Source organism: Actinoplanes sp. G11-F43, from assembly GCF_050589265.1.
Taxonomy (GTDB): domain Bacteria; phylum Actinomycetota; class Actinomycetes; order Mycobacteriales; family Micromonosporaceae; genus Actinoplanes.
Genome location: NZ_JBNZCE010000006.1, coordinates 28,012 through 42,334, shown reverse-complemented (window position 1 = coordinate 42,334; position 14,323 = coordinate 28,012). Strand labels below are relative to the sequence as shown.

Sequence of the window (14,323 nt, the reverse complement as noted above, 5' to 3'; positions counted from 1 at the left end):
CCGGGTCCGGGCGAATCCGGGTCCGGGAAATAGGACTGGTGTAGGGCTGGGCACTCGTCTGGGTGAAGGTGGGATTTCTTAACTTCGGCATAGATCTCAGGAAGATCGCGGGGTGTCGTTTCCACAGGTGGACAGCTCATGGCACGATCGCCTGCCATGGGCATCCTCATCCGGTTGGTGATCACCGCCGTGTCGCTGTGGATTGCGACGCTCGTGATCGACGGCATCGAGTTGAACACTGAGAGCACGTCCGGCAAGGTGGGCACTCTGCTCGCTGTTGCGGTGATCTTCGGGCTGGTCAACGCGGTTCTCCGGCCGATCATCAAGACCATCGGCTGTGGCCTCTACGTGCTGACGCTCGGGCTGGTCGCGATCCTGGTCAACGGGCTTCTTCTGCTGCTGACCAGTTGGATCGCCAGCCAGTTCGACCTGGGTTTCCACGTGGACGGTGTGCTCTCCGCCGTTCTCGGAGCGCTCCTCGTCGGCATCGTGAGCTGGCTGCTCAACATGCTGGTCCCGGACGGCGACGACTGATACCGGCACAGGGCTACTGCCGCCGGTGCCAGACGACTGCGGCCGGCGGCAGGACGACCGAAACCGGCACCGAACAACCAAGACCGGCGGCAGGACGACCAAGACCGGCACCGAACAACCGAAGCCGGCGGCAGGACGACCGAGGCCGGCACCGGATGACCGCGGCCGGTGGCAGGGACGACCGCCGTCGGCAGCGGGACGATTGTTGCCGGTGCCGGGTGACTGGCGGCCGGACCGGATAGGCGGAAACGTCTGCGGGTTTGAGGCCGCCCGGGAACGAATACGGACCGGGGCCGCGAGCTGGGGATTGGCCTCGTGACCTGGTTCATATGCAAGGACCGCGGAATCACCTCGCCCTTACCGTGAGGGGATGAGCGAAGAGCGGCGTGGATACGTGTACGGCCTGACGGCGTACACGTTGTGGGGCTTCTTCCCGATCTACTTCAAACTGCTCCAGCCCTCGCCGCCGCTGGAGATCCTGGCGCACCGGGTGCTCTGGTCGGTTGTGTTCGTCGCGCTGCTGCTGGCCGTGATGCGGAACTGGCGGTTCCTGGGACGGCTGCTGCGCACACCCCGCAAACTGGCCGGGATCGCGCTGGCCGCGATGCTGATCGGTGTCAACTGGGGCACCTACATCTACGGCGTCAACTCGTCGCGGGTGCTGGAGGCGGCGCTCGGCTACTTCATCACACCACTGGTGGTCGTACTGCTGGGTGTGACCGTGCTGGGTGAGCGGCTACGGGCGCTGCAGTGGGCGGCGGTCGGGGTGGGCGCCTTGGCGGTGGCGATCCTGACGATCGATTACGGGCGTCTGCCGTACATCGCGTTGACCTTGGCCGCGTCGTTCGGCTGCTATGGGCTGATCAAGAAGCGGATGTCGTTGCCGCCGGCCGAGGGGCTGTTCGTCGAGTCTGCGGTGCTGGCGTTGCCGGCACTGGGGTTCCTGACATGGCTCAATCTGTCGCACGGTGCGGAGTTCGGCCACGTGTCGGTCACCCACACGATTCTGATGGTGCTGTCCGGAGTGGCGACGGCGGTGCCGCTGCTGCTGTTCGCCGGGGCCGCGAACCGGGTGCCGCTGATCGGGCTGGGCATTCTGCAATATGTGGCGCCGATCCTGCAGCTCGCCGTCGGCCTGCTGGTCTATCACGAGCCGATGCCGCCGGCCCGGCTGGCCGGGTTCGGTCTGGTCTGGGTCGCGCTGATCGTCTTCACGGTGGACGGCATCCGGGCGGCCCGGCGTCGCGCGGCGGCAGCCGTCTCCGCGGCCGAGCCGATCCCAGCCCGATAGATGCGGGGAATGCGGGCGGGTGAAGGCGGGAAGGCTGACGGGCAGGGAGCCCGCGCGAGCCGGAAAGCCGGCGCGAAGTGGATAGCTTCGTGTGTCGATTTGTGGCTCGATTCGAGCCGCAAATCGGCACGCGGTCTGGCCTCGGGGGCGGAACTCACCGGGGCGGTTCGTAGACCAGCATCACTTTGCCGTCATAGCGGACGAGTTCGAGGCGGGACAGGCTGCCCTGGCCGAAGTGGGTGGCGCCGGGCAGCAGGAACTCCGCTCCGGGCTGGGCCAGCCACGAGCCGATCTGTTCGGTCTGCTCGTCCGGCCCGTACGCGATGAGCCGGAACGTATAGGGCTTGGCGGTGCTGCTGTACTCGCAGCGCATCTCGACCTGACTGCCACCGGCGGTGCTGGTGACCCGGATGGTGGCGGCGATCGGTGACCCGTTCTCGACGGCGGTCATCGCGATCGCCGGCCCGGGCGGCGGGCCGGCCGGATCTCCCTGGCCCATGCCCCAGGCGACGACTCCACCGCCGACGCCGAGCACCAGGACGGCGGCGACAGCGGTGCTGACGAGCCGGGCCCGTAGTCTTCCGGCTTTTTTGACCGGGGGCCGCCCGTTGGTGACGTGGGCGCGCCGGGGCCGGGTGTCGGGTACGGACGCGAACAGGTCGGGGTCGAGGAGTCGTTCGAACTCGTCGGCGTCCAACCGGTCCAGCATGCCGGGCACCTGGGACAGGTCGGCCACCGCTTCCCGGCAGAACGAGCACGTCGCCAGGTGACTCTCGTAGGCGGCGCGTTCGATCGGCGACAGCGCGCCGAGGACGTACGCGGCGTCGTCGTGCCCGTCCTCGCATCGCATGCGTACCGCCTCCCGCCGGGTCTGCCCTTCCCGGTTGGAGGTACGCGGCGCGAGGCGTGAAGGTTCAACGCAGCCTTAGAACTCCACCTCACGCCGTGGCGGCATGATTCCGGAGAGCGACCACCTGTTCAGGCGGTTGCGGATTCTCCCCCGGACAGGGCTTCGGCCACGTTCCGGGCGGCCGCGGTGAGTTTGGCGCGGACCACTCGTGCCGAGGTCAGCATTTCGGCGGCGGGCATCGAGCAGGCCAGGACGAGGCGGCGTTCCATGTCCCGGTCGGCGACCACGACGACGGAGGCGGAGGCCAGGCCCTGCCGGAACTGGCCCATCTCGATCTGCATGCCGCGGCGTTCGCCGGCGGCCAGGTCGGCTTCCAGCGCCTCGGGGGTGGTAAGGGTGGCCGGGGTGAACGCCCGCATCCCGTAGTCGCGCAGGTAGCGGGACCGCTGGTCGGGGGTGAGGGTGGCGAGGAGCGCCTTGCCGAGCGCGGTGGCATGCCCGCCTTCGTCGAAGCCGGGGGCGACGTCGTCCAGGAACGGCGACCGGGCACCCTCGGCGGACGCGGTGACCGCTATCCGCCCGCCGACGAATCGGCCCAGGTAGTGGCTGTATCCACTGTCGACGGCAGCCCGGCGCAGCGCCTCACCGACGGCGGGCGGGCCACGGAACGCGGAGACCAGCTCACGGTACCGGTCGGCGATCTCCAGTCCGACGATGTACGTGCCGTCCTCACGGCGTATGACGTAACCCTCGTACGCCAGAGTGCGCACGAGGTGGTACGTCGTAGCGACCGTCAGCTCGCACCTGCGGGCGATCTGTTTGACGGTGAGCCCGCGTGGTGCCCGGCCCACCGATTCCAGCACGCGCAGGGCACGCGACACGCTCCGGATGAGATCTGACGGCTCCGCTAAGGGGTCACGCACAGCTACCTCCGAGGCCCAGGGACTTACACCATATGAAGAATCGTCTGTCGACGGAATGCCAAACGCATGTGGATCACGGTCGATTTACACAGCGCGTGTGATCAATGGAACTGTCCGCATCAGGACCGGGGTGGGATCGCCTAGTCTGCCTGCAATGCACAGGCTCGCGAAAGACCCCACTCAGACCGGTTCCACCAGCACAAACGCGGTCCGGGTGACGAGCGGTGCCCTGACTACGACCATTGCTGTCTCGATACCTGTCTTCCTGGTCGGCGGCTTGGCCGTGCAGGTGGGCGAGGAGCTGGATTTCTCGCCGGCCGGACTGGGACTGGCGGTCTCGGCCTACTTCGGAGTGAGTGCGCTCGCTTCCGTCCCGGCCGGAAAACTGGTGGAACGGTATGGTTCCGCCAGAATCGCCCGGGCGGCTATCGGACTGGCCGGCGCCTCACTGATCGGTATCGCACTCGCGGCTCGATCATTGTGGACCTTGACCGCCATTCTGGCGCTCGGCGCGGCGGCCAATGCGATGGGTCAGCTGGCCAGCAATACCAGCCTTTCCCGATACACCCCGATGAATCGGCAGGGCCTCACCTTCGGCATCAAACAGGCAGCTATTCCGGCCTGTACCCTGCTGGCCGGCGCCGCGGTTCCGGTGCTCGCGCTGACTGTGGGATGGCGCTGGGCGTTCGTTCTGGCCGGCCTGCTGGCGGTGGCCGCGATCCTTCTGGTGCCCCGGGACACCGGTGATCAGAAAGCGGCACGTAAGTCCGGCCGGAGCACCGGCCCGCTGATCGTCGTCGGCATCGCCGCGACCCTGGCGGCCGGCTCGGCCAACGCTCTCGGCACGTTCGTCGTCTCGTCAGCGGTGGAGCGCGGCATCGCTCCCGGCCCGGCCGGTCTGGCTCTGACGCTGGGCGGCGCGATCTGCGCCCTGGCCCGGATCATCGGCGGCTGGCAGGCGGACCGTCACCCGGACCACCAGATCGGCGTGATCGCGGCTCTGCTGGCCACCGGGGCGGCCGGGCTCCTTCTGCTGGCGGTGCCGGGCACCCCGGCGCTGCTGGCCGGCGTGGTGCTGGGTTTCGGGTTCGGCTGGGCCTGGCCCGGCCTGATGACCTTCGCGGTGGTCCGGCTGCACCCGCAGGCGCCGGCCGCGGCCACCTCGATCACTCAGACCGGTGTCTACGCCGGCGGCTGTGTCGGCCCGATCGTGATGGGCACCATCGCGCAGACCGGCGGCTATCCGGCGATGTGGTTCACCGCGGCGGGCGCGATGATCGGCGCGGCCGCCCTGATGATCGTGGGCAGCCGCCTGATCAGCCGGTCCGGTCGGCGATGACCGATCGTGGAGAGAAGACGCTCAGTTGGTCCGGTCGGCGATGACGTCGCAGAGCGCCTCCAGCGCCCGCCGCGGCTCCCCGGTCGGCAGCGGGGCCAGGCTGGACCGGGCCGCCTCGGCATAGGTGCGCACGGTCTCCCGCGCCCGTTTCATCGCCGCCGAGCCGCGCAGCAGCGTGAGGGCCTCGGCGTGCAGCGCGTCGTCGGTGAGCGGCCCGGCGGACAGCAGCTCCCGCAGCCGGACCGCGGACGGCTCGGTGTCGTCGTCGGCCAGCGCGTAGAAGACCGGCAGCGTGGGGATGCCCTCACGCAGGTCGGTGCCGGGCGTCTTGCCGGACTGGCCGGACTCGCTGGCGATGTCGAGCAGGTCGTCGGAGAGCTGGAAGGCGATGCCGATGGTCTCGCCGTAGGCCGCCAGGGCCTCCACCACCTCCGGCCGGGCACCGGAGAACAGCCCGCCGAACCGGACCGCGGTGGCGATCAGGGACGCCGTCTTCTCGGTGATGACGTGCAGGTGGTGCTCGATCGGGTCGCTGTCGCGCGGGCCGACGGTCTCGGCGATCTGCCCGTGCACCAGCCGCGCGAAGGTCTGCGCCTGCAGGTGCACGGCCTCGGTGCCGAGGGTGGCGGCCAGGTCGGCGGCCTGGGCGAAGAGGTAGTCACCGACCAGGATGGCCACCGAGTTGCCCCAGCGGGCGTTGGCGCTGGCCGCGCCGCGCCGCACCGGCGCCTCGTCCATCACGTCGTCGTGGTAGAGCGTCGCCAGGTGGGTCAGCTCGATGACGTTGGCCGCGGCGACGATCTGCGGGGCGGCCGGGTCGCCGAACTGGGCGCCGAGCGCGACCAGCAGCGGCCGGAACCGTTTGCCGCCGGCGTCGGCGAGATGGCGCGCGGCCTCCGCCACCAGCGGGTCGGCGCTGGACACGTGCCCGCGCAGCGCGACCTCCACAGCGGCCAGCGTCGCGGACACCGACTCGTCCATCGCGGGGTCGACGTCGAGGCCCAGCGATGCCAAAGCTAGCTCGGTGCTCACCACGGTTTCACCTTGCCATACCCATCTGACGGTTTCAGTCCCAGGGTGGCACGAGACAAGATCAAAAATCCGACAGCGGACGTACGGACCACGAAGGTGACCGTGGCTACCGACTGACGTAGGCGTCACACCAGGTATCCGGACCCGCGCCGGGCCGAATGCGATGGTCCGGGTTGGAGCGGTCACCAAGTGATGGAAAACGGTCACTCGGATCGGCACAGCTCCGGAGAGGGCTCGACGCGGGACCGTTCTCCCGGCGTACCCCAATCGGGTCTGACGCCGGGAGATAACCCACCGTGAGCGGCCCGCAAAGCACATCGGCGGGAATCCGAAGGACTCCCGCCGATGAAAACCGATGATCAGTTCCGGATGGTCGCTATCTGACGAACTGTGACGCCTCGCGGGTCAGATCGATCAGCGGAGCCGGCACCACGCCGAGCGCCACGGTCACGATCACGCCCAGTGCGAGCGCCGCCGAGGTGAGGTAACCCGGGATGGAGACGGTCGGGGTGGTCTCGCCCGGCTCGGAGAGCCACATCAGCACGACCACCCGCAGGTACGGGAAGGCCAGCAGCATGCTGCTGATCACACCGAAGATGACCAGCCAGGTCTGACCGCCCTCGACAGCCGCCCCGAAGACCGCGAACTTGCTGGTGAAGCCACTGGTCAGCGGGATGCCGGCGAAGGCCAGCAGGATGAACGTGAAGACACCGGCCAGCAGCGGGCTCTTCCGGCCGATGCCGGCCCACCGGGACAGGTGGGTGGCCTCGCCGTCGGCGTCCCGCACCAGGCTGATGATCGCGAACGCGGCGAGCACCGAGAACCCGTAGGCGACCAGATAGAACATCGTGCTGCTGAGCCCGGCCTCGTTCAGCGCGAGCACCCCGACCAGCAGGTATCCGGCGTTGGCGATCGACGAGTAGGCCAGCAGGCGCTTCATGTCGGTCTGGGTGACCGCCAGGATCGCCCCGACGAACATGGTGAGGATCGCGATCACCCCGAGGACCGGCTGGAAGTTCCAGCGCACCCCCTCGAAGGCCACGTAGAGCACCCGCAGCAGGGCCCCGAACGCGGCGACCTTGGTGCAGGCCGCCATGAACGCGGTGATCGGCGTCGGAGCGCCCTGGTAGACGTCGGGCGTCCAGACATGGAACGGCGCCAGCGCCGCCTTGAAGAGCAGGCCGATCGCTACCATCGCCAGGCCGACGTAGAGCAGCACCTCGCTGCGCTGCGGGTTGGCGACCGCCTCGTGCACCACGCTGAGCTGGATCCCGCCCGAGAAGCCGTAGATGAAGGCCACCCCGAACAGGAAGAACGCCGAGGCGTACGAGCCGAGCAGGAAGTACTTGAGCGCGGCCTCCTGGCTGAGCAGCCGCCGGCGACGGGCCAGCGCGCACAGCAGGTAGAGCGGCAGCGAGAAGACCTCCAGCGCGATGAACATGGTGAGCAGGTCGTTCGCCGCGACGAAGAGGAGCATGCCGCCGAGCGCGAAGGTGCTCAGCGGGTAGACCTCGGTCGCGCCGGGGCTGTTGGCCTGCTTGGCGTCCTTCTCCGAGCCGACGGTGACCGCGGCCTGGGCGACGAACGCGCCACCCCGCTCGATGGTGCGCTCGCCGATCAGCAGCAGCGAGACCCCGCCGAGGACGAGGATCGCCCCCTGCAGGAACAGGGTCGGGCCGTCCACCGCGACGGCGCCGCCGATGGTGACCGTCCGGGTCTCCCGGGCCAGCACCACAGCGGTCAGCGAGGCCACCACGGCGAGCAGGGACAGCGAGAGCTGCACCACGTTGCGGGCCTGACGCGGCACCACGATCTCGACGAGGATCCCGGCGCACGCGGCGCCGAACAGGATCAGCATCGGGAGCAGTGCCCCGTAGTCGATGGGAGGCAGAGTCAACGGTTCCATGTCAGCCGCCCACCTTTCCGCCGGCCTCCACGGTGGGGACCGGATCCTGCACGCCGACGTCCTGCATGGTCGCCTGCACCGCCGGGTTGATCACGTCGGTGAGCGGCTTCGGGTAGAAGCCGAGCACCAGCAGGAGGGCGATCAGCGGGGCGACCACGACCTTCTCCCGCAGGGTGATGTCCTTGGACATAGCCGGCACCTCGGTCAGCGCCGGGTTGAGCGTGCCCTGGGTGGTCCGCTGGATCATCCAGAGCACGTAGGCTGCGGCCAGCACGATGCCGAGCGTGGCCACCACCGCGTAGCCCTTGTTGGTGCTGAACGTGCCGATCAGCACCAGGAACTCGCTGACGAACGGTGCCGTGCCGGGCAGCGCCAGCGAGGCCAGACCGGCGAAGAACAACACCCCGGCCAGTACGGGCACCAGCTTGCCGGCCCCACCGAAGTCACTGACCAGCGACGATCCACGCCGGGCCACGAACATGCCGACCACGATGAACAGCAGGCCGGTGGCCAGACCGTGGTTGACCATGTAGAGCACCGCGCCGGTGCCGGCCTGGGTGGTGAAGGCGAAGATGCCGATGCCGATGAAACCGAAGTGCGCGATCGAGGTGTACGACACCAGGCGCTTGAGGTCGTTCTGGCCGACCGCGAGCAGCGCCGCGTAGATGATGCCGATCACCGCCAGGGCCATCGCCGCCGGGGCGAACCAGCGTGACGCCTCCGGGAACAGCGAGAGGCAGTAGCGCAGGATCCCGAACGTGCCGACCTTGTCCATCACACCGACCAGCAGCGCTGCGGCACCCGCCGGGGCGGCCCCACCGGAGTCCGGCAGCCAGGTGTGGAACGGGAAGAACGGCGCCTTGATCGCGAACGCCACGAAGAAGCCGAGGAACAGCCACCGCGCGGTGTTGGTGTCCAGGTCACCGGCGGCCGCGGCCAGCTCGGCGAAGTCGAAGGTCTTCCCGCCGACCACCCAGAGGCCGATCACCGAGGCCAGCATGAAGAGGCCGCCGACCAGGCTGTACAGGAAGAACTTGACGGCCGCGTACTGCTTCTGGCCGCTGCCGAACGAGCCGATGATGAAGTACATCGGGATCAGCATGATCTCGAAGAACACGTAGAACAGGAAGACGTCCGCCGCGGCGAACACCCCGATCATGGTGAACTCGAAGACCAGCAGCAGCGAGAAGTAGGCCGGCGCCGACCGGGTGCTCTGGTCCACGTCGTGCCAGGACGCCAGCAGCACCACCGGGAACAGGATGGCGATCAGCATCAGCATGACGAGCGCGATGCCGTCCGCGGCGAACGTGAAGTTGGCGCCCCACGCGGGGATCCAGGCGTACGACTCGTGGAACTGGAACCGGTCTCCGCCCACGCTGTAGGCGATCCACATGACGATGCTCAGCACCAGCACGAGGAGCGACCAGCCGAGCGCGACCAGCTTGGCCAGCTCCGCCTTGGTCCGCGGAATGAAGGCCACCACCAGCGCACCCACTAGAGGCAGGAGCGTCAGTACGGAGAGGAAGGGAAAATCTTTCACGCCAACCACCCCAGTTGGATCGCGAGGAAGGCGCCGACCACGAGCATGGCGCCGGCGAGGATCGATGTGGCGTACGACCGGACGAAGCCGGTCTGCATCCGCCGCAGCCGGCCGGAACCGCCGCCGACGCCGGCCGCGATTCCGTTGACCAGGCCGTCGATCCCCCGGTTGTCGAGGTAGACCAGCGCCCGGGTCAGGTAGATGCCGGGCCGTTCGAACACCGCCTCGTTGAACGAGTCGGTGTAGAGGTTGCGCCGGGCCGCGGTGACGAGTACTCCGGCCGGCTCCGGCTCCAGGGCCGTACCCCGGCGGAAGAGCGCCCAGGCCAGACCCGCGCCGAGCACCGTGACCAGCAGGGACAGGATGGTGACCACGGTGTGCGAGAGCACGCCGTGGGTCTCACCCTCGGCGGCCGGGAGCACCGGCGTCAGCCAGTCCGGCACGCTGGTGCTCATCAGGAAACCGGCGCCGACCGAGCCGACCGCCAGCAGGATCAGCGGGATCGTCATCAGTGCCGGCGACTCGTGCGGGTGCTGGTTGTCCTCGGTCCAGCGGGCCGGGCCGTGGAAGGTCAGCACGAAGAGCCGGGTCATGTAGAACGCGGTCAGACCGGCACCGAGCAGTGCGGCACCGCCGAAGACCCAGGCCTCCCAGGCCACCTCACGCTCGAACGCCGCCGCGATGATCGGCTCCTTGGAGAAGTAGCCGGACAGCGGCGGGATGCCGATGATCGCCAGCCAGCCGGTGCCGAACGTCAGCCAGGTGATCTTCATGTGCTTGGACAGGCCACCGAACCGCCGGATGTCGACCTGGTCGTGCATCCCGTGCATGACCGAGCCGGCGCCGAGGAACATGTTGGCCTTGAAGAAGCCGTGCGCCAGCAGGTGCACGATGGCCAGCGCGTACGCCCCGCCGCCGAGCCCGACGCCGAGGAACATGTAGCCGATCTGGGAGACCGTCGACCAGGCCAGGACCCGCTTGATGTCGTCCTTGGCCGCGCCGATGACACAGCCGATCAGCAGGGTGAGCGCGCCGATGCTGACCACGATCAGCTGCAGCGTGGTGTTCGCCGAGAAGATCGGGTTGGAGCGGGCGATCAGGTAGACACCGGCGGTGACCATGGTCGCCGCGTGGATGAGCGCGGAGACCGGGGTCGGGCCCTCCATCGCGTCCGGGAGCCAGGCCTGCAACGGGAACTGGCCGGACTTGCCGCACGCGCCGAGCAGCAGCAGGATCCCCATGATCAGGATCGTGCCGGCGGCCAGCGAGTCGACGCCGTTGAAGACACCGTCGTACTGGGTGGTGCCCAGCTCGGTGAACATCAGGAAGATGCCGATGGCCAGGCCGGCGTCGCCGACCCGGTTCATCAGGAAGGCCTTCTTGCCCGCGGTGGCCGCGGCCGGCTTGGTGTACCAGAACGAGATCAGCAGGTAGGACGCCAGGCCGACGCCCTCCCAGCCGAAGTACAGCATCACGTAGTTGTTGCCCAGGACCAGCAGCAACATCGCCGCGACGAAGAGGTTGAAGTAGGCGAAGAACCTGCGGCGGCCGGGGTCGTGACTCATGTACTCGACCGCGTACAGGTGGATCAGCGAACCGACACCGGTGATCAGCAGGACGAAGACGCCGGACAGCGGGTCGAAGAGCAACCCGAAGTCGACGTTCAGCTCACCGACCACGATGAAGTCCCACAGGCTCAGTTCAGCCGAGCGGGCTCCGGCGTCGAGACCGGAGAGCGAGAAGAAGAAGATCAGCCCGAGTACGAATGAGGTGGCGACCGAGGCCACGCCGAGCCAGTGTCCCCACTTGTCGGCCCGTTTGCCCAGCAGCAGCAGGATCACCGCGCTGGCCAGCGGAATGGCCACGAGCAACCAGATGTTGCTCAACACTCCCGTCGCGGGGGCGAACTCCACAGTCTGTTCCACGTGAAGGCCCTTCAGTACTTGAGGAGGTTCGCGTCGTCGACGCTCGCCGAGCGCCGCGTACGGAAGATCGACATGATGATGGCGAGACCCACCACGACCTCAGCGGCGGCGACGACCATCACGAAGAACGAGATGATCTGGCCGTCCAGGCCGCCGTTGATCCGGCTGAAGGTGATCAGCGCCAGGTTCGCCGAGTTCAGCATCAGCTCGATGCACATGAACAGGACGATCGCGTTGCGGCGGACGAGCACCCCGGAGGCCCCGATGGTGAACAGGATCGCCGCCAGGACGAGGTAATAGTCAGGAGTCACTTCTCGGTCCCCTTAGGCGCTGCCTCGTCCGCGGTCAGCTCACGGACCGGCAGGATCGGCGAGATGCTCCGCTCGGCCCCGTTGCCGTCCGGCAGCCGGGCCGGCGCGGCCACCGACATGGTGTTCGCGTAGATGCCGGGGCCGGCCTTCGGACCGGGATGGTTGCCCGGCCGGAAGCGCTCCTTCATCCGGGTCACCTGGTTGCGCGTCTCCTCCTTGGTCTTCTCGACGTGCGCGAGGATCATCGCGCCGACCGCCGCGGTGATCAGCAGAGCCGAGGTCACCTCGAAGGCGAAGACGTACTTGGTGAAGAGCAGCGAGGCCAGCCCTTGGACGTTGCCGTTCTGGTTGGCCGCCTCCAGCCCCACCGCGGGGGCGTCGCCGAGGGCCCGGGCCAGCCCGGTGCCGATCAGCGCGGCGAAGGCCACACCCAGCACGATCGCGGCGATCCGCTGCCCGCGCAGGGTCTCGATCAGCGAGTCCGACGCGTCCCGGCCCACCAGCATGAGCACGAACAGGAACAGCATCATGATCGCGCCGGTGTAGACGATGATCTGCACGAAGCCGAGGAACGGCGCCGAGTTGATCACGTAGAAGAACCCGAGGTTCAGCATCGTGACGACCAGCCACAGCGCGGAGTGCACCGCGTTGCGGGCCAGCACCATGCCGAGCGCGCCGATCACCGCGAGCGAGCCGAGGATCCAGAACGCGACCTGTTCCCCGGTGGAGACGGCGGTCATCGTTCGCTCCCCTCGGTGCCCTCGTCCACGGTCCACGGGGCCTTCTCGGCACCGGCCGAGGTGCCCGGGTTGGTGAGCGCCCCGACGTAGTAGTCGCGGTCGGTCTCGCCCAGGCGCATCGGGTGCGGCGGCTGCTCCATGCCCTCCAACAGCGGGGCCAGCAGTTCCTTCTTCGTGAAGATCAGGTCCTGCCGGTTGTCCCGGGCCAGCTCGTACTCGTTGCTCATGGTCAGCGAGCGGGTCGGGCAGGCCTCGATGCAGAGTCCGCAGAAGATGCACCGGGCGTAGTTGATCTGGTAGATCTTCGCGTACCGCTCACCCGGCGAGAACCGCTGCTCGTCGGTGTTGTCGCCGCCCTCGACGTAGATCGCGTCGGCCGGGCAGGCCCAGGCGCACAGCTCACAGCCGATGCACTTCTCCAGGCCGTCCGGGTGCCGGTTGAGGATGTGCCGCCCGTGGTAGCGCGGCGCCGGCTTGGGCGGGGCGAACGGGTAGTCGGTGGTGACCACTTTGCGGAACATGTGCGCGAAGGTCACGCCGAACCCTTTGAAGGAGCCGGTGAACGAACCCATGTCACACCTCCTTCGAATCGGGCTCGACGCCGACACCGGCCGGGGCACGTTCGGCCACGGCTCGGCGGGCTCGGGGGCTCGGGGGGACCTGGAGATCCATCGGCGGGACCGGGAAACTGCCCGGTGGCCGTTGGTGCAGCTCCTCCTCGATGGAGAGCTGCTTCGGCTTCTTCGGTGACGGCCAGCCCCAGGCGACGGCCAGGACCGCGACCGCGACCACACCGGTGATGATCCAGCGGGTGGTGTCGGAGATCGCGCCGCTGCGGGAGACCTTGAAGAAGGCCAGCACCAGGATCCAGAGCAGGTTGACCGGGATCAGGACCTTCCAGCCGAAGCGCATGAACTGGTCGTAGCGCATCCGGGGCAGGGTGGCCCGCAGCCAGATGAAGCCGAAGAGCAGGATCAGCACCTTGCCGAAGAACCAGAGCAGCGGCCAGTAGCCGGAGTTCGCACCCTCCCAGAACGTGGTGATCGGGGCCGGAGCCCGCCAGCCACCCAGGAAGAGCGTGGTCGCGAACGCCGAGACGGTGATCATGTTGATGTACTCGGCGAGGAAGAACAGCGCGAACTTGAACGACGAGTACTCGGTGTGGAAGCCACCGACCAGCTCGGACTCCGCCTCGGGCAGGTCGAACGGGGCACGGTTGGTCTCACCGACGGCCGCGATGATGTAGATGATGAAGCTCGGCAGCAGCTGCACGGCGTACCACCCGGGGGTGGTCAGCTCGAAGCCGAACAGCTCCATCGGGGTGCCGTTCGCCTGCGCCTTGACGATCTGCGAGGTGCTCATCGTGCCGGCGGTCATGAACACCGCCACGATGGACAGGCCCATCGCCACCTCGTACGAAATCATCTGCGCACTTGATCGCAGACCGCCGAGCAGCGGGTACGTCGAGCCGGACGCCCAGCCCGCCAGCACCACGCCGTAGACCGCCATCGACGAGCAGGCGAGCAGCACCAGCACCGAGACCGGCACGTCGGTGAGCTGCAGCGCGGTCTGCTGGCCGAACATGTTGACCACGCCGCCGAACGGGATCACCGAGAAAGCGGTGAAGGCCACCGTCGCGGAGATCACCGGGGCGATGAAGTAGACCACCTTGTCGGCGGTCTTCGGGATGATCTCCTCCTTGAACGGCAGCTTGATGCCGTCGGTGAGGCTCTGGAACCAGCCCTTCGGACCGACCTGGTTGGGGCCCGGCCGGACCGCCATCCGGGCCACGACCTTGCGCTCGTAGTTGATCGTGAACAGCGTCAGGAGCAGCAGCAGCACGAACAGGCCGAGCAGCTTGATCAGCGAGATCCACCAGACGTCGTTCTCGAACGTCTCCAGGGTCGGATCGACGGCGGTCGCCGCCAGTAG

General features: G+C 68.1%; 13 protein-coding genes. 3 read left to right on the top strand and 10 right to left on the bottom strand.

Features of this window, described 5'->3' with window-relative positions:
- Positions 1 to 156: 156 nt before the first annotated feature.
- The gene (locus ACQ0O7_RS07530) at positions 157 to 534 is read left to right on the top strand and encodes a phage holin family protein (protein ID WP_430781042.1); all 378 of its coding nucleotides are present in this window, start codon (positions 157 to 159) and stop codon (positions 532 to 534) included.
- A 370-nt stretch (positions 535 to 904) separates the two neighbouring features.
- Positions 905 to 1,825, top strand: a complete 921-nt coding sequence (rarD, locus tag ACQ0O7_RS07525) for an EamA family transporter RarD (protein WP_430781041.1) — start codon at positions 905 to 907, stop codon at positions 1,823 to 1,825.
- Positions 1,826 to 1,979: 154 nt separating this feature from the next.
- Here rarD and ACQ0O7_RS07520 read toward each other — a convergent pair whose 3' ends face one another.
- Entirely contained in the window at positions 1,980 to 2,675 is a 696-nt protein-coding gene (locus tag ACQ0O7_RS07520) for an anti-sigma factor family protein (RefSeq protein WP_430781040.1), read from the bottom strand.
- A 128-nt stretch (positions 2,676 to 2,803) separates the two neighbouring features.
- Positions 2,804 to 3,598: an IclR family transcriptional regulator gene (locus tag ACQ0O7_RS07515; RefSeq protein WP_430781039.1), complete on the bottom strand. Its 795-nt coding sequence runs from the start codon at positions 3,596 to 3,598 to the stop codon at positions 2,804 to 2,806.
- Between ACQ0O7_RS07515 and ACQ0O7_RS07510 the strand changes: the two genes are divergently transcribed.
- Positions 3,564 to 4,937 carry an MFS transporter gene (locus ACQ0O7_RS07510; RefSeq protein ID WP_430781038.1) on the top strand — a complete coding sequence of 458 codons (1,374 nt, stop codon included), beginning with the start codon at positions 3,564 to 3,566 and terminating at the stop codon, positions 4,935 to 4,937. The two genes, ACQ0O7_RS07515 and ACQ0O7_RS07510, sit on opposite strands and share 35 nt — an antisense overlap.
- Positions 4,938 to 4,958: 21 nt before the next feature.
- On the opposite strand, the gene ACQ0O7_RS07505 is transcribed toward ACQ0O7_RS07510, so the two are convergent.
- From ACQ0O7_RS07505 to nuoH, 8 genes are all read right to left on the bottom strand, one after another.
- Positions 4,959 to 5,918 (bottom strand): polyprenyl synthetase family protein, encoded by a 960-nt coding sequence (locus ACQ0O7_RS07505; protein ID WP_430781215.1) that lies wholly within the window; start codon positions 5,916 to 5,918, stop codon positions 4,959 to 4,961.
- Between the two features lie 427 nt (positions 5,919 to 6,345).
- Positions 6,346 to 7,875 carry an NADH-quinone oxidoreductase subunit NuoN gene (gene nuoN / locus ACQ0O7_RS07500; protein ID WP_430781037.1) on the bottom strand — a complete coding sequence of 510 codons (1,530 nt, stop codon included), beginning with the start codon at positions 7,873 to 7,875 and terminating at the stop codon, positions 6,346 to 6,348.
- 1 nt (position 7,876) lies between these two features.
- The gene (locus ACQ0O7_RS07495; protein WP_430781036.1) at positions 7,877 to 9,415 is read right to left on the bottom strand and encodes an NADH-quinone oxidoreductase subunit M; all 1,539 of its coding nucleotides are present in this window, start codon (positions 9,413 to 9,415) and stop codon (positions 7,877 to 7,879) included.
- Positions 9,412 to 11,340 (bottom strand): NADH-quinone oxidoreductase subunit L, encoded by a 1,929-nt coding sequence (nuoL, locus tag ACQ0O7_RS07490; protein WP_430781035.1) that lies wholly within the window; start codon positions 11,338 to 11,340, stop codon positions 9,412 to 9,414. Before nuoL ends, ACQ0O7_RS07495 begins: the two co-directional genes overlap by 4 nt.
- 11 nt (positions 11,341 to 11,351) lie before the next feature.
- Positions 11,352 to 11,651: an NADH-quinone oxidoreductase subunit NuoK gene (nuoK, locus tag ACQ0O7_RS07485; RefSeq protein ID WP_430781033.1), complete on the bottom strand. Its 300-nt coding sequence runs from the start codon at positions 11,649 to 11,651 to the stop codon at positions 11,352 to 11,354.
- Positions 11,648 to 12,391, bottom strand: coding sequence for an NADH-quinone oxidoreductase subunit J (locus tag ACQ0O7_RS07480; RefSeq protein WP_430781031.1), 744 nt, complete (start codon positions 12,389 to 12,391; stop codon positions 11,648 to 11,650). The genes nuoK and ACQ0O7_RS07480 overlap by 4 nt, the downstream gene beginning before the upstream one ends.
- Positions 12,388 to 12,963 carry an NADH-quinone oxidoreductase subunit NuoI gene (nuoI, locus tag ACQ0O7_RS07475; protein ID WP_430781029.1) on the bottom strand — a complete coding sequence of 192 codons (576 nt, stop codon included), beginning with the start codon at positions 12,961 to 12,963 and terminating at the stop codon, positions 12,388 to 12,390. The genes ACQ0O7_RS07480 and nuoI overlap by 4 nt, the downstream gene beginning before the upstream one ends.
- 1 nt (position 12,964) lies before the next feature.
- Positions 12,965 to 14,320 (bottom strand): NADH-quinone oxidoreductase subunit NuoH, encoded by a 1,356-nt coding sequence (gene nuoH, locus ACQ0O7_RS07470; RefSeq protein WP_430781214.1) that lies wholly within the window; start codon positions 14,318 to 14,320, stop codon positions 12,965 to 12,967.
- Positions 14,321 to 14,323 lie beyond the last annotated feature (3 nt).

Bases quoted from the DNA above. Each gene is read 5' to 3' on its own strand.
- ACQ0O7_RS07510 (WP_430781038.1), top strand. From the start codon at position 3,564: ATGAGATCTGACGGCTCCGCTAAGGGGTCACGCACAGCTACCTCCGAG.
- ACQ0O7_RS07520 (WP_430781040.1), bottom strand. From the start codon at position 2,675: ATGCGATGCGAGGACGGGCACGACGACGCCGCGTACGTCCTCGGCGCG.
- rarD (WP_430781041.1), top strand. From the start codon at position 905: ATGAGCGAAGAGCGGCGTGGATACGTGTACGGCCTGACGGCGTACACG.
- ACQ0O7_RS07505 (WP_430781215.1), bottom strand. From the start codon at position 5,918: ATGGACGAGTCGGTGTCCGCGACGCTGGCCGCTGTGGAGGTCGCGCTG.
- ACQ0O7_RS07480 (WP_430781031.1), bottom strand. From the start codon at position 12,391: ATGACCGCCGTCTCCACCGGGGAACAGGTCGCGTTCTGGATCCTCGGC.
- nuoN (WP_430781037.1), bottom strand. From the start codon at position 7,875: ATGGAACCGTTGACTCTGCCTCCCATCGACTACGGGGCACTGCTCCCG.
- ACQ0O7_RS07530 (WP_430781042.1), top strand. From the start codon at position 157: ATGGGCATCCTCATCCGGTTGGTGATCACCGCCGTGTCGCTGTGGATT.
- nuoI (WP_430781029.1), bottom strand. From the start codon at position 12,963: ATGGGTTCGTTCACCGGCTCCTTCAAAGGGTTCGGCGTGACCTTCGCG.